The sequence below is a fragment of the Exiguobacterium sp. UBA5002 genome (assembly GCF_002396765.1).
Lineage (GTDB): Bacteria > Bacillota > Bacilli > Exiguobacteriales > Exiguobacteriaceae > Exiguobacterium_A.
Genome location: NZ_DGYQ01000026.1, coordinates 119769 through 136313 on the forward strand (window position 1 = coordinate 119769; position 16545 = coordinate 136313).

16 protein-coding genes are annotated in these 16545 nt (G+C 45.1%); 3 read left to right on the forward strand and 13 right to left on the reverse strand.

The features are described 5' to 3' along the window. Positions 1 to 21: 21 nt before the first annotated feature. Positions 22 to 294, reverse strand: coding sequence for a UPF0223 family protein (locus tag B4C70_RS07805; protein ID WP_023468846.1), 273 nt, complete (start codon positions 292 to 294; stop codon positions 22 to 24). A 132-nt stretch (positions 295 to 426) separates the two neighbouring features. Between B4C70_RS07805 and B4C70_RS07810 the strand changes: the two genes are divergently transcribed. After that, complete coding sequence (locus B4C70_RS07810; protein ID WP_035406702.1) at positions 427 to 1914, forward strand: aminotransferase class I/II-fold pyridoxal phosphate-dependent enzyme; 1488 nt, start codon at positions 427 to 429, stop codon at positions 1912 to 1914. A gap of 56 nt (positions 1915 to 1970) precedes the next feature. On the opposite strand, the gene B4C70_RS07815 is transcribed toward B4C70_RS07810, so the two are convergent. The 5 genes from B4C70_RS07815 to pdhA form a co-directional block, all read right to left on the reverse strand. Then, positions 1971 to 2276, reverse strand: a complete 306-nt coding sequence (locus B4C70_RS07815; RefSeq protein WP_214858064.1) for an SAV0927 family protein — start codon at positions 2274 to 2276, stop codon at positions 1971 to 1973. A 110-nt stretch (positions 2277 to 2386) separates the two neighbouring features. Next, positions 2387 to 3799, reverse strand: coding sequence for a dihydrolipoyl dehydrogenase (gene lpdA / locus B4C70_RS07820; protein WP_064299598.1), 1413 nt, complete (start codon positions 3797 to 3799; stop codon positions 2387 to 2389). Between the two features lie 3 nt (positions 3800 to 3802). Next, on the reverse strand, positions 3803 to 5095 hold the full coding sequence (locus tag B4C70_RS07825; RefSeq protein ID WP_023468850.1) for a dihydrolipoamide acetyltransferase family protein: 1293 nt from the start codon (positions 5093 to 5095) through the stop codon (positions 3803 to 3805). 101 nt (positions 5096 to 5196) lie between these two features. Next, positions 5197 to 6174, reverse strand: a complete 978-nt coding sequence (locus B4C70_RS07830; protein WP_035406692.1) for an alpha-ketoacid dehydrogenase subunit beta — start codon at positions 6172 to 6174, stop codon at positions 5197 to 5199. Positions 6175 to 6177: 3 nt separating this feature from the next. Further along, positions 6178 to 7260: a pyruvate dehydrogenase (acetyl-transferring) E1 component subunit alpha gene (gene pdhA, locus B4C70_RS07835; protein ID WP_023468852.1), complete on the reverse strand. Its 1083-nt coding sequence runs from the start codon at positions 7258 to 7260 to the stop codon at positions 6178 to 6180. Positions 7261 to 7637: 377 nt separating this feature from the next. Here pdhA and def point away from each other — a divergent pair, with 377 nt between their 5' ends. Continuing rightward, complete coding sequence (def, locus tag B4C70_RS07840) at positions 7638 to 8177, forward strand: peptide deformylase (protein WP_029342180.1); 540 nt, start codon at positions 7638 to 7640, stop codon at positions 8175 to 8177. A 45-nt stretch (positions 8178 to 8222) separates the two neighbouring features. Here the strand turns inward: def and rnjA are convergent, their stop codons facing one another. Then, positions 8223 to 9890 (reverse strand): ribonuclease J1, encoded by a 1668-nt coding sequence (rnjA, locus tag B4C70_RS07845; RefSeq protein ID WP_035396693.1) that lies wholly within the window; start codon positions 9888 to 9890, stop codon positions 8223 to 8225. Next, positions 9887 to 10102, reverse strand: coding sequence for a DNA-dependent RNA polymerase subunit epsilon (locus B4C70_RS07850; RefSeq protein ID WP_023468855.1), 216 nt, complete (start codon positions 10100 to 10102; stop codon positions 9887 to 9889). The genes rnjA and B4C70_RS07850 overlap by 4 nt, the downstream gene beginning before the upstream one ends. A 173-nt stretch (positions 10103 to 10275) precedes the next feature. Here B4C70_RS07850 and B4C70_RS07855 point away from each other — a divergent pair, with 173 nt between their 5' ends. Next, a complete protein-coding gene (locus B4C70_RS07855) occupies positions 10276 to 11052 on the forward strand; it encodes a Cof-type HAD-IIB family hydrolase (RefSeq protein WP_290778218.1) in 777 nt (258 codons plus the stop codon). Positions 11053 to 11088: 36 nt separating this feature from the next. Here B4C70_RS07855 and B4C70_RS07860 read toward each other — a convergent pair whose 3' ends face one another. The 5 genes from B4C70_RS07860 to B4C70_RS07880 all read right to left on the reverse strand — a co-directional run bounded on the left by B4C70_RS07860 (position 11089) and on the right by B4C70_RS07880 (position 16515). Then, positions 11089 to 11757 carry a potassium channel family protein gene (locus B4C70_RS07860; protein ID WP_214854655.1) on the reverse strand — a complete coding sequence of 223 codons (669 nt, stop codon included), beginning with the start codon at positions 11755 to 11757 and terminating at the stop codon, positions 11089 to 11091. A gap of 104 nt (positions 11758 to 11861) precedes the next feature. Next, the gene (locus tag B4C70_RS07865; RefSeq protein ID WP_290778223.1) at positions 11862 to 12884 is read right to left on the reverse strand and encodes a cytochrome d ubiquinol oxidase subunit II; all 1023 of its coding nucleotides are present in this window, start codon (positions 12882 to 12884) and stop codon (positions 11862 to 11864) included. Positions 12885 to 12896: 12 nt separating this feature from the next. Continuing rightward, on the reverse strand, positions 12897 to 14294 hold the full coding sequence (locus B4C70_RS07870) for a cytochrome ubiquinol oxidase subunit I (protein WP_290778227.1): 1398 nt from the start codon (positions 14292 to 14294) through the stop codon (positions 12897 to 12899). A gap of 234 nt (positions 14295 to 14528) precedes the next feature. Next, a complete protein-coding gene (locus B4C70_RS07875) occupies positions 14529 to 15641 on the reverse strand; it encodes an N-acetyldiaminopimelate deacetylase (protein WP_133207547.1) in 1113 nt (370 codons plus the stop codon). Then, complete coding sequence (locus B4C70_RS07880) at positions 15625 to 16515, reverse strand: LysR family transcriptional regulator (protein WP_290778232.1); 891 nt, start codon at positions 16513 to 16515, stop codon at positions 15625 to 15627. Before B4C70_RS07880 ends, B4C70_RS07875 begins: the two co-directional genes overlap by 17 nt. Positions 16516 to 16545 lie beyond the last annotated feature (30 nt).

Consider the following 16545-nt stretch of genomic DNA (forward strand, 5'->3'; position numbering starts at 1 on the left):
AGTCTTATCTTCATGATCCAATTATTTCTTCATACGAACAATCGGTTCTTCCTGACGTTTCGCTTGTTGCATCGTCCGATAACTCGAGCAACCGGTCTCTTCCATATAAAACTGATCCCACTGTTTTTCCTCGGATTTCGAGGTGACGATTTGCTTGAATTCACGATACGCTTCAAGCAACCGTTGTCGTTCAACACCTGTCTCATACGCTTGCTCGACTAAATTAAAGAAGTCGATGACTTTCACGATTTCTTCAGTCGACCAATCGGAATTGAGCGGATAATTCAATGCCATCATTCCCACTTCCTTTCTGCACTTTTCTATTTTACACGGAAAAGAAGCATAAAACAGTTGCAACCGTCCGAAAACTTGTTATAGTTAGCTTGTTTGATTGTATTTTTATTCGGTTTTAAGGGGGGAAATCTGGTGCAAACAAAAAGCTTAACACAGCTCGATACACCTTTATTCGATGCGCTACTCGCGCATGCGAAACGTCAACCAATTCAATTTCATATTCCCGGTCATAAAAATGGTCAAGGAATGGATCCAGCCTTTCGATCGTTCATCGGTCAGAATGCGCTCGATATCGATTTAATCAATATCGCTCCCCTTGATGATCTCCACCATCCAAAGGCAATCATTAAGGAAGCTCATCAATTGGCAGCTCAAGCCTTCCATGCCGACGAAACGTTCTTTTCCGTACAAGGAACTTCAACGGCCATCATGGCGATGATCATGAGTGTCGTCGGACCTGATGATAAAATTCTCGTTCCTCGGAACGTGCATAAATCGGTGATGTCAGCTATCGTTCTTTCTGGTGCGCATCCGATTTTCATTCACCCTGAATTCGATGAGACATTCGGAATCGCACACGGTATCACACCAAGCGCGGTAGAACGTGCCCTTGCACTTCATCCCGATACAAAAGCCGTTCTCGTCATCAATCCGACCTATTTCGGCGTTGCTGGTGACTTAGAGAGCATCGTCAAGCTTTCCCATAGTAAAGGTATTCCGGTACTCGTCGACGAAGCACACGGCGTCCATATCGCCTTCCACGAAGATATGCCGCTGTCAGCGATGCAAGCAGGAGCTGATCTTGCCGCAACCAGCGTGCATAAACTCGGTGGCTCACTTACAGGAAGCTCTGTCCTGAACGTTCGTCGCGGACTTGTCTCTCCAGATAAAGTTCAAGCAGTGCTCTCGATGTTGACGACGACATCGACATCTTACCTGTTGCTCGCTTCTCTTGACTGCGCTCGGCGTCATCTTGCGATCAACGGTGAAGCGATGAATCGTCGGGCACTTGAACTTGCGACACGGATGCGCTTTGGATTAGCGAAGCTTCCTTATCTCGCTGTTTTCGGTGAATCCGATCTGCATTCGAGTGCGACGTTCGCCTTTGATCCAACGAAAGTGCTTGTTTCCGTCAAAGGACTTGGCATTTCTGGTCACCTCGTCGAAGAGTTCTTACGTGAAGAACATCGGATCGAAGTTGAACTTTCTGATTTGAACAACATTCTCGTCATCATCACGTCTGGCGACTCAGAAGAGACGATTGATGCCTTTCTACATGCGATGTCGTTACTTGTCGCACGTTATCAAAATAATGGCGCCGAGACGACTGATCATTCGATTGTTCTTCCAGACATCCCAGCGCTCGCTCTCAGTCCTCGTGATGCATTCTATGAAGAGACAGAGACGATTCCGTTGGTCGATGCGGTCGGGCGGATTTCAGCTGAATTCATGATGGTATATCCACCTGGTATTCCTATCTTCATCCCAGGCGAAATGATCACGGCAGACAACCTTGCCTATATTAAAGAAAACATCGAAGCCGGTCTTCCGGTTCAAGGTCTTGAAGATCATTCGCTTGAGACGATCAAAGTCATTCAACAATCGAATGCGATTCGGTGAAGACAAGATAAAGCAGTAATCCTTATTCAATGAGGATTACTGCTTTTTTTGTCATTTCATTCGCCGTATTCATCGTTTGGTGAACAAGGAATGAATGCTGCGAGTGCTTCACCGATTACTGCGACATCCTCTCGTTCAATCGCAAATGTACGAATTAAGACCTCTCCATTCAACACATCCTGTTGATCGAGTAACGCTGACTGACCACCGGTTAAACTGACGACGAGTACTTTCCCGAAGAATTGTCCCGTACAGACGACAGCAAAATCATAGCGGGCGAGTGCAGTCGTCCAGCCGACAAAACGAACCTTATCCATTTCCGATACGTAATACAGCTCCTCTAAGGTAGTCACGGATTCCATGTGCGTCCACCCTCTCCGATTTTTACTTTTTCTTTTCCTTTTTTGTATCAAGACCAAACAAAAAAACACCTCATACACGATCGGCTCCCCGTGTATGAGGTGTTTCGATATTATTTAATGATGTGGATTGGGCTACCGATTGCAACTTCAGCAGTTTCCATTGCGATTTCACCGAGTGATGGGTGTGCATGGATTGTGAGTGCGATATCTTCAGCTGTCATACCAGACTCGATTGCGAGTCCCATTTCAGCGATCATATCAGATGCGCCTGTACCAGCGATTTGCGCGCCGATCAAGAGACCATCTGATTTACGAGTGATCATTTTCAAGAAGCCGTCTGGCTCGTTGAGTGCAAGTGCACGACCATTCGCAGCGTAAGGGAATTTAGACGCGATGTAATCGAGTCCTTCTTCTTTCGCTTGTGCTTCCGTGTAACCGACTGTAGCGAGTTCTGGATCTGTGAAGACGACCGCTGGAATCGCGCTGTAGTCGAGGTATGCAGGGTGTCCTGCAGCTGCTTCAGCAGCAATTTTAGCTTCGAATGAAGCTTTGTGTGCAAGTGGTGGTCCTGGAACGATATCACCGATTGCGTAGATGTTTTCGTTTGAAGTACGGCACTGATCGTCGATTTCGACAAGACCACGGTCGCTGACTTTGACTTCTGCCATTTCAAGACCAAGATCACCAGTGTTCGGACGACGACCGACAGTAACGAGGACGTAGTCCGCTTCAACTGTTTGTGCTTCACCGTTGACTTCGAATGTTACTTTAACGCCATCTTCCGACTCTTCTACACTTTGAGCAAGTGCTTCGTTGTGGATTGTGATGTTACCTTTTTGTTTGAGCTTTTTCTTAACGACTTGCGTCATAGCAGGCTCGAAACCAGAAAGGATGTCTTTTGTTCCTTCAAGAATGACGACTTCTGTATCGAAGTTCGCATACGCTGTACCAAGCTCCATCCCGATGTATCCGCCACCGATGACGATGAGTTTTTTCGGGATTTCAGGAAGGTTCAATGCGCCTGTTGAAGAAAGGACGCGTTTTGACCATTTGAAAGCTGGAAGTTCGATTGGAGTCGAACCTGTCGCGATGATACATTTCTTGAATTTGTAAGGAGTCGAAGAATCTTCGTTGATGATACGGACTGTATCTTCTGATTGGAAGTAAGCTTCCCCAACGACAGTCTCGACTTTGTTCCCTTTAAGAAGACCACTAACGCCGCCAGTCAATTTGTTGACGACAGATTGTTTCCAAGATTGAACTTTCGAGAAATCGACAGTTGCATTCTCAGAAGTGATCCCCATATCGCTTGCACCTTTAGCATGCTGGAAGTTATGTCCTGCAGTGATCAAGGCTTTTGATGGGATACATCCAACGTTTAAGCAAACACCGCCGACGTTTTCACGTTCAACGATTGTTACTTTCATACCGAGTTGCGCGCCGCGGATTGCAGCAACGTAACCACCAGGGCCAGCCCCGATTACGAGTAAATCTGTTTCTTGTGCGAATTCACCTACTACCATTGCTTATCCCTCCATGATGAGAAGTTGTGGGTCGTTCAATAGGCGTTTAACTAAGTTAAGCGCGTTTTGTGCAGTTGCACCATCGATGAGACGGTGGTCGAAGCTGAATGAAAGTGCAAGAACTGGTGCAGCAACGATTTCGCCGTTTTTGACGACTGCTTTTTCAGCGATACGACCGATACCGAGGATTGCAACTTCTGGGTGGTTGATGACTGGTGTGAACCACTGACCGCCAGCAGAACCGATGTTAGTGATCGTGATTGATCCACCTTTCATCTCTTCGCCAGAAAGTTTACCTTCGCGTGCTTTACCAGCAAGATCGTTGATGTCGTCAGCGAGTGAGAAGATCGATTTACGATCTGCATCTTTAACGACTGGTACGACAAGACCGTTGTCTGTATCTGCAGCGATACCGATGTTGAAGTAGTTTTTGTAGACGATTTCTTCGTTTACATCGTCGATTGATGCGTTGATTGCTGGGTATTTTTTAGCAGCAGCAGTCAATGCTTTTACGACGAACGGAAGGTAAGTCAATTTCGTACCTTGAGCAGCCGCAACTTCTTTGAAGTTTTTACGGAGTGCTACGAGGTTCGTAACATCGACTTCGTCCATGAGTGTTACGTGTGGAGCTGTATGTTTCGAGTTAACCATTGCTTTCGAAATCGCTTTACGGATTCCTTTGATTTTCTCGCGTGTTTCAAGTTCAGGTTGAGCAGCAACGTATGGCTTAACTTCTGTTTTTGGTGCAGAAGCAGCTGCAGCTGGTGCTTTTTCTTCTGTTGCTGGTGCTTCAGAAGTTTGACCACCGTTTGCGAATGCATCAATGTCTTCTTTGACGACACGACCGTTGTCTCCAGAACCTTGGACTTCACGGATGTCGACACCTTTTTCACGTGCATATTTACGGACAGATGGCATCGCGATGACGCGTTCTGATTTATGGATTTGAACCTCGTTTGGTTTGTCTTCCACTTTTTGATCCGTATCTTGAACGTCTTTCGCGTTGTCTTCAGCTTTTGGTTGCTCTGCTTCTTCAGAAGGAGCAGAACCTTCGCCTTCGACTTCGAAAGTGATGAGGACGTCGCCAACAACAGCTACGACACCTTCGTCAACTTTAACTTCTTTAACAGTACCATCAACTGGTGATGGGATTTCAACGACTGCTTTATCGTTTTGTACTTCAAGAAGAACGTCGTCTTCCTTGACAGTGTCGCCCGCTTTTACGAACCACTTTACGATTTCACCTTCATGAATACCCTCACCGATATCCGGCAATTTGAATTCAAATAAACCCATTTGAATATGCCTCCTTTTAGTTCACTCTTCTAGTCGATTGTTATCTGTAAAAACGGAAGCAAGGAGAGAATGGACCCCTCTCCTTATTTTCCGAAATGCTCTTAGAAATTGTAGACAGTTTTGACTTTCTCAACGATATCTTTGTGATCTGGGATCCAGACGTCTTCACCTTGTGCGAATGGGAAGATTGTATCTGGAGCAGCAACACGAAGAATTGGCGCTTCGAGGTCAAGGATTGCACGTTCTTGGATTTCAGTTGCAACCATTGCAGCGATACCCGCTTGTTTTTGTGCTTCTTGAACGACGACGACACGGTTTGTTTTCTTGACAGAAGCAAGAATCGTATCGATGTCGATTGGGCTGATTGTCATCAAGTCGATGATTTCGACGCTGATGTTTTCTTTTTCGAGCTCTTCAGCTGCTTTAAGTGAAGCGTGTACCATCGCACCGTAAGTGACGATTGTTACGTCTGTACCTTCACGTTTAACATCAGCTTTTCCGAGTTCGATCGTGTAATCGCCCTCTGGCACTTCACCGCGGAATGAACGGTAGAGTTTCATGTGCTCGAGGAATACGACTGGGTCGTTGTCGCGGATTGACGCGATCAAAAGACCTTTTGCATCGTAAGGTGTTGAAGGAATGACAACTTTAAGTCCTGGTGACTGAGCCATGAGTCCTTCGAGGTTATCTGCGTGAAGTTCCGGTGTTTTAACACCGCCACCGAATGGTGAACGGATTGTAACAGGTGCATTGTATGTGCCGCCTGAACGGTAACGTAGACGCGCAAGTTGTGCTGCGACTGAATCGAATACTTCGAATACGAATCCGAAGAATTGGATTTCCATGATTGGACGGAATCCTGTCAGACTGAATCCGACAGCAAGACCACCAATACCTGATTCTGCAAGTGGTGTATCGAAGACGCGGTCTTCGCCGAGCTCATCTTGAAGACCTTCTGTCGCACGGAATACCCCACCGTTTTTACCGACGTCTTCACCGAACAAGAGAACTTGTTCGTCGCGTTTCATCTCGACGCGCATTGCGTCAGTGATCGCTTGGATCATCGTCATTTGTGCCATGGGTTATTTCGACTCCTTTGCTGTATACTCATCAAGCTGCTCTTGCAGGTTTTGTGGAAGCTTCTCAGCCATCACGTTGATGAAATCTGTAACTTTTTGTTTTGGTTCTTTGTCAGCTTGTGCAAGTGCTTCCTTAACGTCAGCTTTAGCTTGCTCGATGACTTCGTTCTCTTTATCTTCGTTCCAAAGACCTTTTGCTTCCATGAAAGCACGGAAACGGACGAGTGGATCTTGTGCTTGATACTCATCATCCATGTCTTTTGTACGGTAACGTGTTGGATCATCACCAGCGAGTGTGTGTGGTCCGTAACGGTAAGTCAATGTTTCGATCAATGTCGGAACACCGTTGAGTGCTTCAACACGCGCTTGTTTCGTAGCTGCGTATACAGCAAGAACGTCCATACCGTCGACTTGGATACCATTGATACCAGCAGCGACAGCTTTTTGAGCGATTGTTTTCGCCATAGATTGTTTTTCGACAGGTGTCGAGATTGCGAAACGGTTGTTTTGAACGACGAAGATTGCAGGTGCTTTGAAAGCTCCAGCGAAGTTCATACCTTCATAGAAGTCACCTTGTGAAGAACCACCATCACCTGTGTAAGTGATTGCGACTTGTTCTTTACCGCTTTTCTTAAGACCGAGAGCAACACCAGCCGCTTGAACGATCTGCGCACCGATGATGATTTGTGGCATTAAGACGTTAACACCTTCAGGGATCTTACCACCTGTGATGTGACCACGTGAGAACAAGAATGCTTTGTAAAGTGGGAAGCCATGGAAGACCATTTGTGGAATATCACGGTATCCAGGAAGAATCCAGTCATCTTTATCCAAAGCGAATTGCGTACCGATCATTGACGCTTCTTGTCCAGCTACTGGAGCGTAGAAACCAAGACGTCCTTGACGGTTAAGTGAGATTGCACGTTGGTCCCAGATACGTGTGTATACGAGACGGCGCATTAATTCCGTAAGCTCTTCATCCGAGAGGTCTGGCATAGCGTCTTTATTGACGACTTCACCTTTCTCGTCAAGAATGCGGAACGTTTCAAAGTTTTCTTCCACGTTTTTAAACATGTTTACGTTCATCTTTTCACCTCATCCTTTCACTGCGTTCAGCGAAATATTCCTCTGACTGATTTGCCCACATGACAATAGTGTCCAAAAAACGAAGTCCCGTGTGACTATCCTTTGAACATGTGTCTGTGTACCTATTCAGTTGAGTAAACTGTATTATCATGAATCGACACGTTATAGTGTCTTGTTCATTACGTTACAAGTATAAATCTGTAACACCTTAAAATCAAAGGAAATGTTTTATTTTTTTCGCGTTTCACATTGTGAATTCAATCACAAAACTAGAATATTCCATCTTCTGTATCATTCGATATTTTCCTACTGTGTTAGTTGTCATCATTCCCCACTTTCCTATGCTATACTTTTTGTAGACGAAAGGAGTGTTGTTCATGATCACCATGAATGAAATCGTACGCGAAGACGTTCCTGCTCTTCACGAACGATCAGTAGAAGTGACCTTCCCTCTCAGCGATGAGGATAAGGAAACGATGCGACTCATGCGCGAGTTCCTCGCCAACAGTCAAGATGATGAAATTGCGAAGAAATATGACTTACGAAGCGGCATTGGACTTGCAGCACCACAAATCGGTGTCAACAAGCGCATGTTCGCGATCCGCTTACCGGATGGTGATGATTTGCTGGAATTTGGTATCTATAATCCAAAAATCATCAGTCATTCCGTTGAGCAGACCTATTTAACGGGCGGCGAAGGATGTCTGTCCGTCGATCGTGAAGTCGAAGGACATGTACCGCGCTATATGCGTATTACCCTAACTGGCATCGATCATAACGGAAATCCTATAAAATTACGTTTAAAAGGGATGAAAGCAATCGTCTGCCAGCATGAATACGACCATCTAGATGGCGTCATGTTCTATGATCGGATTGATAAAAAAGAACCGTTCAAGGAATACGGTCCTGCCACGTAATGCAAAAATCCTCGTTTCCGTTTCGGAGACGAGGATTTTTTTGAATCAGACTTCCATGATGATCGGCATGACCATTGGATGACGTTGTGTTTTTTCTGTTAAATACGGTGTGAGCGTATCATTGATGACTTGTTTGATGTCCGTCCATTTCGTATTACGGTTCGCAAGCGATTGATCAAGCGAACGCTTGAGTAGACGTTCAGCATCTTTAATCAAATTACCCGACTCACGCATGTAGACGAAACCACGCGAGATGATGTCCGGTCCAGAGACGAGACGATTCGTCTTCGAGTCAAGCGTCACGACGACGACGACGAGTCCCTCTTCTGAGAGAATACGGCGATCGCGTAAGACGATGTTTCCGATGTCTCCGATTCCTTTTCCATCGACATAAACGGCATTCGCTTGAATCTTCCCAGTGATAGCGGCTGCATTCGCATCTAGCGCTAATACTTCACCGTTATCCATGACGAAGCAGTTCTCTTCCGGTACACCAGCATCCATCGCAAGCGACATATGCTTCTTCAGCATCCGGTATTCCCCGTGAATCGGCATGAAGTATTTCGGATTCAATAGACGTAACATGAGCAACTGCTCTTGTTGACTACCATGACCTGATGTATGAATATCATTTAGTTTACCGTACATGACATCTGCACCAGCTTTATATAGCTGATTGATCGTCTTTCCGACAGAAACGACGTTTCCTGGGATTGGTGACGAAGAGAAGATGACGAGATCATCCGGAATGATCGAGATTTGACGATGTGTTCCGTTTGCGATACGGCTAAGTGCAGCCATCGGTTCTCCTTGTGAACCGGTACAAAGGATCGTCAACTCATTTGATTTATAACGTTTCATCTCGTTCGGCTCGATGATCGTACCCTTCGGCGCTTTGATGAAATCAAGTTCTTGACCAATCATCATGACCTTGTCCATGCTACGTCCGAAGACGACGATTTTCCGTCCTGCTTCTACAGAAGCATTGACGACTTGTTGCAGACGATAGATGTTCGACGCAAACGTCGCGAAGATGATCCGTCCTTCCGCTTTACGGAAGATGTCTGAGATCGTTTCCCCAACGACACGTTCACTCATCGTAAACCCTTCCACTTCTGCGTTCGTTGAGTCCGATAGAAGACACAATACGCCTTCCTTACCGAGTTCAGCCATTTTAGCTAGATCAGCCGGTTCTCCAACTGGCGTGAAATCGAACTTGAAGTCCCCTGTATGCACGATGTTCCCTTGTGGCGTTTTGACGACGACACCGAACGAGTTTGGAATCGAGTGTGTCGTACGGAAGAACGAGATGCTTGTCTTCCGGAACTTGATGACCGAATCCTCATCGATCTCATGCAGTTCCGCGTTGCGAAGCAAACCATGTTCTTCTAACTTCACCTTGATGAGACCCATCGCAATCTTCCCAGCGTAAATCGGTAAGTTCACTTGTTTGAGCAAGAATGGCAGACCGCCAATGTGATCTTCATGACCGTGTGTGATGAAGACGCCTTTGACCTTATCCTTGTTCTTGATCAAGTACGTGTAATCTGGAATGACATAGTCGATTCCGAGTAATTCATCTTCTGGGAACATGACACCCGCGTCAATGACGATGATCTCATCTTGGAATTGAACGACATACGTGTTCTTCCCGATTTCCCCTAGTCCACCGAGTGCGAAAACGGCGGCTTGATGGTTTTTGACGAACTTCATTCGAACGTCGCAACCTTGAAATCAGGATGTTGTTGTTCGTATGTCAAAAATTCTCCGCTGACTTCGCGGATGAACTCGATGTTGATATCTTTGAGGTGGTCAATCGTTGATCGCACGTCACGAATGCTTTCCCCTTCTACATACATTGTTTCTGTCCGTTCACGAACAGGTGCTTCCGAACGAAGCGGTTGGTAAAATACTTTAAAAATCATGCCTAGCAACTCCTTATCAGTACATTGTTTTTTGTCCTTAGTACAGTATACACGATACATGGACTATTTTTCATCCTTATTCGGCATGTTCCCTTCCGGCAACTCGCTTTTGGTTATGCTATACTTTCACATGAACAGGTCATTTCGACCAATTAAAAAGAGAAGGTGAAACCATGGCAAATCAGAAAGTCGTCTTTTTCGATATCGACGGAACCTTATTGCATGATGGTCATTTTGTTCCGGAATCAACAAAACAGGCAATTCGTAAGCTTCAAGAAAATGGTGTCTATGTAGCCCTTGCAACTGGACGCGGACCTGCGATGTTGTCTGGAATCCGTGAATTGCTCAACATCGATACGATTATCGGCTATAACGGGCAAATCGTCGTTCATCAAAATGAAATCATCTACAAACGTCCACAACCTAAAGCCGATTTGACACACCTGACGCAACAAGCAAAAGAAAACGGACATACACTCGTCTATCTCGGTGAAGCAAAAGGCTTCACGACGAAATCAAATGATTTTCATGTCGTTGATTCGCTCGGCGATCTCGACATGCCGCTACCAATTCACGATGAAGAAGCGTTCTTATCGCATGATGTTTTCCAAACGCTCGTCTACTGTACGGCCGAAGAAGAAGCGGATTATGTTAAACGGTATGACGCATTCGATTTCATTCGTTGGCACCCACACGCAATGGATGTCATCAATGTCGGTTCCTCGAAAGCAGAAGGGATCAAACAATTCCTGAAATTGACGAATATTCGCCGCGAAGATACCTTTGCATTCGGTGATGCTTTAAACGATTTAGAGATGCTCCGCTACGTTGGAACCGGTATTGCGATGGGCAACGGACTTCCGGAAACGAAAGCTGCTGCCGATTATGTCACGAAACCTATTCTTGAAGACGGTATCGCACATGGACTTAAAGAATTCCAACTCATCTAATAGATAGATGTAAAGCTGAGGCATGCCTCAGCTTTTTTAATTCTTTACTTTATGAATCGCGCGTTCTAAGCGATCAAGATCTTCATTCTCACCAATGACGACGAGATAATCGCCTTTTTCAATGACTTCATCTGCCTGCAAGGAGATCATGACATTTTCACCCCGTTTGATGGCGACAACGTTTGCTCCATATTTACTTCGTAAGTCGAGATCAATTAAGGTTTGTTTTGCCATCTGATCACTGACTTTAATCTCAACGATTGAAAATTCTTGTGATAAGTCTAAGTAATCAAGGATATTCGAACTCATCAATCCGTTCGCAATCCGAACCCCCATATCCCGCTCAGGGTGAACGATGAAATCCGCTCCGATTTTTCGCAATACTTTTTCATGGTAATCATTCGTTGCTTTGACGGTGATCGATTGTACACCAAGCTCTTTTAAGATCAACGTCGTCAAGATAGACGCTTGAATGTTCTCCCCAATAGCGACGATGACATGATCAAAGTTTCGAATCCCCAAACTTTTTAAAACGTTCTCATCGGTCGTATCGGCAATGACAGAATGTGTCGCAATCCCCATGAATTCGTTGACACGTTCCTCATCGGAATCAATTGCCAAGACATCATAGCCGTTTTTCGATAATTCGCGGACAATCGAGCCACCAAAACGCCCTAGTCCGATTACTGCAAACTCTCCATTCATTTTCACAACTCTCCTTCACAATCGCTCTTCCTTAGTAGTGTACCCGATTCAATTTAAAAATACTATAAACGCCTCTGCGAATCGCAGAGGCGTTTATCCATTCATTATTTTGATGATTTTCCACGTACATAATCGTTATCGAACAAGAAGAGCCGTAAAATCAAATACAACGCCGGAATTAAGAGTAAAAGTCCGAAGATGAAAACGACGACGAGTGCGGAAGCCATCGTTTCGTTTACGACTGCTTTGTTGATATCGATATATGGATACAAGATATACGGCAAGTGTGTATATCCGTAACCAAACCACGCGACTGCATATTGTAGCATGACCGCGACGAACGCGATGCTATAGTTTTTCTTCATATAGACGAGTGTCACGGCAATGAGGAAAAATAAGAAACTAGCAGCGAACCACCACCAGTTGCCGTTTAGGATATTTTCATAATGCCATGCTGCTTGGTTCTTCAGTCCAAAGAAGACGAGCGCACAGACGAGGATTGTTGGTCCACTCCAGAAGAGTGCCCATTTCCGAATAAGCGGCGTAGCTCCCTCATCTTTCGCTTTATCCGCGTAGAATAAGAGGAACATCGCGCTGATGTATAAGACAGATACGATAGCGAGCGCTACGACCGTCCACGAGTAAAAGTTCGAAAATAATTTCGTTCCTAAAAACTCAACTGTATCATTCGTTTTGCGGATGAAACCACCTTGACTGATCGTCAATGTCGTCGACATCGCAGCAGGAATCAGCAACCCTGTCGCTCCATATAAAAATGTGTAGAACATGCTGTCATTTGATCCATAATTGGCGAACGCATAAAAACTACCACGAATCGCAATCAAGACAAGAACAATTGACGCTGGTACGAGTAGTGCCGTACCGAAATAGTAAGCGGAGTCTGGGAAGAACCCAACTAGTCCTACGAAGAAGAATACGAAGAAGACATTCGTTACCTCCCAAACAGGAGAGAGGTAACGAAGAATCAATCGATTCGTCAGATGATCCCGCTTCGTATATTTTGAATAAAAGGCGTAAAATCCAGCACCGAAGTCAATTGAGGCAACGATGAGATATCCGTACAGGAAAGTCCAAAGGACCGTGATCCCTAGTGTTTGAACGTCCAAATCGTTCCCTCCTTACTTGTTATCATCCACGAACATTGCTTCACCGCGTGCATGGTGGTTTTCAGCAAGTTCTTGAAGTTCTTTTCCAACCGTGTTTTTCTTAAACATCCGTAATAAGACGACCGTACAAATCGTGCCAAGCAACAAGTACAATGCACTGAATAAAATGAGCATCGGACCAACCGCTGTTGAAGTCGTCGCCGCGTCCGCTGTTCGCATGATACCGTAAAGCGTCCAAGGTTGACGACCAATCTCAGCGTACATCCATCCCGCTTCGATTGAAATCATCGCTAACGGACCACCGATGAACACCCCTCGTAAAATCCACTTATTATATGGATTCAATTTTTTCAATCGGAATGCCAAGATGAACAAAGCAGAGATAGCAGTCAAGTACATCCCAATCGATACCATGATATCAAAGAAATAGTGGACGATCAGTGGTGCTTGATCTTCTTTTGCGAATTCGTTTAAACCGATGACTTCCGTATTCGGAGCCCCACCTGCAAGAATTGAGAGCGCATATGGGATTTTGACGGCTCCTTTGATTTCATAACTGCCGTCTTCTTGCTGATCAAGTATCCCACCAAAAATCAATTCTGCTTCACTTGTCGTTTCAAAATGCCATTCAGCAGCCGCGAGTTTCTCTGGCTGATATTTCGCCAAGTATTTCCCTGAAAAGTCCCCGACAAGTGCAGTCGAGAAGGCAAAAATCAATCCAGCCATAACCGTTAAGCGAAGTGCTTTTTTATGATACGCTGTTTCCGCTGCTGAGAGTGTCTTTTTGCGAAGCAAATGGAACGCCGCGATTGCTGCCAAGATAAAGGCAACAGTCAAGTAAGCTGAAACGATGACGTGTGTCGCCTTCGTCGGTGTCGCTGTATTAAACATTGCTTTTAATGGTTCGATTTGCGTCAACGTACCATTGACGATCTTAAATCCTTCTGGTGAGTTCATGAAGGAGTTGACTGTCGTGATGAAGAACGCTGATGCTGTCGCACCAATGACGACTGGAATCCCAATCAACCAGTGCAACCACGGATTTTTGAACCGGTCCCACGTATACAAGTAAATACCAAGGAAAATCGCTTCAAAGAAGAACGCGAACGTCTCCATAAATAGTGGCAGAGCAATTGTTTGACCCGCTACTTGCATGAGTGACGGCCAAAGTAATGATAGTTGCAAGCCGATTGCCGTCCCTGTTACGACACCGACCGCTACGGTAACGACGTATCCACGCGTCCACCGTCTTGCTAATAAGATATAATCTGGATCTTTGCGTTTCAGACCGATGAATTCAGCTGCCAGTACCATGAGCGGTACTCCGACACCAATCGTCGCGAAAATAATATGAAACGCTAGTGTGAGCCCTGTCAACAATCGACTGAGCACTACGGGATCATTGAACATGTATTTAGCCCCCTCTTCCTAAAACATACTTCTCTATATGGTCTATAACCGTATCATAGAGAACATAACCCTTTGTGTCTGTTTATAATGTTTGATGTAACAAATTGTTCACATATACACGTGATTTTTTTCACAAAATGTTCGAAAACTCTTATTCCTACATATATTAAAAACTTTCCCATTCCTGAATTCGAAAGGGAAAGCTTTATATCCTTTATTATTTCATAAAAACTTTTAAACATACTCTCGGAAATAATGGTCAAGTAAATCAATCACAAATGGAATCGCGGATTCATCTGGATTCAAGGTTGGTTGATGAAGACCAGATGTCGGATTGTCGACTCCGAGCCAAAACATCATTCCTGGAATTTCCTTCAACATGAATCCAAAGTCTTCTCCTGTCATTGCCGCATCACATTCAATGTAATTCGCATTCATCTTGACGAATGATGAAAATTTATCAACGATTTGTCGATCATTGACGACTTCGTAATAACGATTTCCGAATTGCAGATCAATCTTGACGCCGAAGGAAGCTTCAATTCCCCGGATGATGTCACGAACGCGTCGTTCCAATTTTTCCATGTCTTCTCCATTGAGTGCGCGCATCGTACCGTCAAGAACAGCTCTACCAGCGATGACGTTTTCTCGAATCCCAGCATCGACCTTTCCGATTGTGATGACGCTACAGTTCATCGGATTGATGGATCGGCTGACGATTGTTTGCAGTTGCATGATCAAGGCTGCTTGCGCGACGACCGTATCAATCGTCAAATGAGGAAATGCCGCGTGACCACTTTGACCATAAATCGTGATATGAACTTCTCGAGCACTCGCGAACAAGACGCCGGGACGGCTCGCAATCGTACCGACTGGATATTCCGGTGCAACATGAAGACCATACATCTCACTTGGACGATATTTTTCAAACAACGGACTTTTAATCATTGGTTCAGCCCCGCCCGGACCTTCTTCCGCTGGTTGGAATAAAAAGACGACATCATCCATGACCGGCAATTCAATGATTCGTTTCATCAACCCTAACGCAATCGACGTGTGCATATCGTGACCGCAGGCATGCATGAAGCCTGGATGTTCCGAGCAAAACGGAAGACCTGTCGCTTCTTCAATTGGTAACCCATCAATGTCTGCCCGGTAACCAATCGTCCGATTTCCAGTCAATCCTTTCACTCGAACGAAAACACCTGTTTCAAACGTGTCATACGTGACACGATCTGGTGGATAAGCACGAATTTGTTCCAATATAAAAGCTTGCGTCTTAAATTCCTTGAACCCTGGTTCTGGTATTTTATGAAGCGCGCGCCGCATTTCAATGGCGTATTCCATCTGACTGACTTCCTCCTTCTTCTTTTACGATATCCCAAAATGCTTGAACTTGTTTTAGTTCAAGCATCGATTCCGTAGACAAAATCCATGTATCTCGCTTTAATATCTTTCCAGATGATGTTTTTAACGGAAGCTGCATGACTTCATTTGATTGTTGGATCGTCGATTCGGGTAAAATCGCAAACCCAATTCCATGTAGAGCCATCTGCTTACATGTCTCGATTTGATCGACGACCAGCGTCCGAGATGGCGGACTTGCGAACCGATCTTGCCACCATTCTAAAATTTCTTGATAGTACGTTGAATCACTCTTGAACTGGATGAATGGTCGATCCGTCAAGCGTAACTGTTCGATTGACGTCAACTCACTATCGACTAAATAGAGCGGATCCGAGAAAAGACGTTCTTTGACACCTTTCCAGTCCGGGTTTCCACGAATGATTCCGATATGAAAATGTTCCTCTAACATATGACGCATCATCTCACTGGACCATCCCGTGACAAGCTGAACACGGACATGCGGATAACGCTCAACGAATCGTTTCAAGACACGCGGGAGCCAATATTGCCCCATGATGGAAGCGACGGCAATCCGAAGCGTCCCATAAACGGCACCCTCTTCTGCTGTCAATTCACTTTTTAACTCAAGTTCTTTCCGATTCATCTCTTTTGCGAGACCGATTACTTTTTCTCCTTGTGGTGTGATGCTTAACCCACGCGATGAACGAATGAATAATTTTGTTCCCCAGCGTCTTTCAATCGCAACGAGACGTTGACTAAGCGCAGGTTGCGAGACGAATAATCGTTCAGCAGCGCGCCTCATATTCAACTCTTCCGATAAGGTGATCAACATTTCCATTTCCGACACTTGCAATGTGAGATTCGACTCCTCATGATATAAGAT

What these genes read in the sequence shown, in the direction of transcription:
- B4C70_RS07870 (WP_290778227.1), bottom strand. Translation starts at nt 14,294, where the DNA reads ATGTTCAATGATCCCGTAGTGCTCAGTCGATTGTTGACAGGGCTCACA.
- rnjA (WP_035396693.1), bottom strand. Translation starts at nt 9,890, where the DNA reads ATGAAGTTCGTCAAAAACCATCAAGCCGCCGTTTTCGCACTCGGTGGA.
- B4C70_RS07850 (WP_023468855.1), bottom strand. Translation starts at nt 10,102, where the DNA reads ATGATTTTTAAAGTATTTTACCAACCGCTTCGTTCGGAAGCACCTGTT.
- def (WP_029342180.1), top strand. Translation starts at nt 7,638, where the DNA reads ATGATCACCATGAATGAAATCGTACGCGAAGACGTTCCTGCTCTTCAC.
- B4C70_RS07855 (WP_290778218.1), top strand. Translation starts at nt 10,276, where the DNA reads ATGGCAAATCAGAAAGTCGTCTTTTTCGATATCGACGGAACCTTATTG.
- B4C70_RS07875 (WP_133207547.1), bottom strand. Translation starts at nt 15,641, where the DNA reads ATGGAATACGCCATTGAAATGCGGCGCGCGCTTCATAAAATACCAGAA.
- B4C70_RS07830 (WP_035406692.1), bottom strand. Translation starts at nt 6,174, where the DNA reads ATGGCACAAATGACGATGATCCAAGCGATCACTGACGCAATGCGCGTC.
- B4C70_RS07805 (WP_023468846.1), bottom strand. Translation starts at nt 294, where the DNA reads ATGGCATTGAATTATCCGCTCAATTCCGATTGGTCGACTGAAGAAATC.
- lpdA (WP_064299598.1), bottom strand. Translation starts at nt 3,799, where the DNA reads ATGGTAGTAGGTGAATTCGCACAAGAAACAGATTTACTCGTAATCGGG.
- pdhA (WP_023468852.1), bottom strand. Translation starts at nt 7,260, where the DNA reads ATGAACGTAAACATGTTTAAAAACGTGGAAGAAAACTTTGAAACGTTC.
- B4C70_RS07825 (WP_023468850.1), bottom strand. Translation starts at nt 5,095, where the DNA reads ATGGGTTTATTTGAATTCAAATTGCCGGATATCGGTGAGGGTATTCAT.
- B4C70_RS07815 (WP_214858064.1), bottom strand. Translation starts at nt 2,276, where the DNA reads ATGGAATCCGTGACTACCTTAGAGGAGCTGTATTACGTATCGGAAATG.
- B4C70_RS07860 (WP_214854655.1), bottom strand. Translation starts at nt 11,757, where the DNA reads ATGAATGGAGAGTTTGCAGTAATCGGACTAGGGCGTTTTGGTGGCTCG.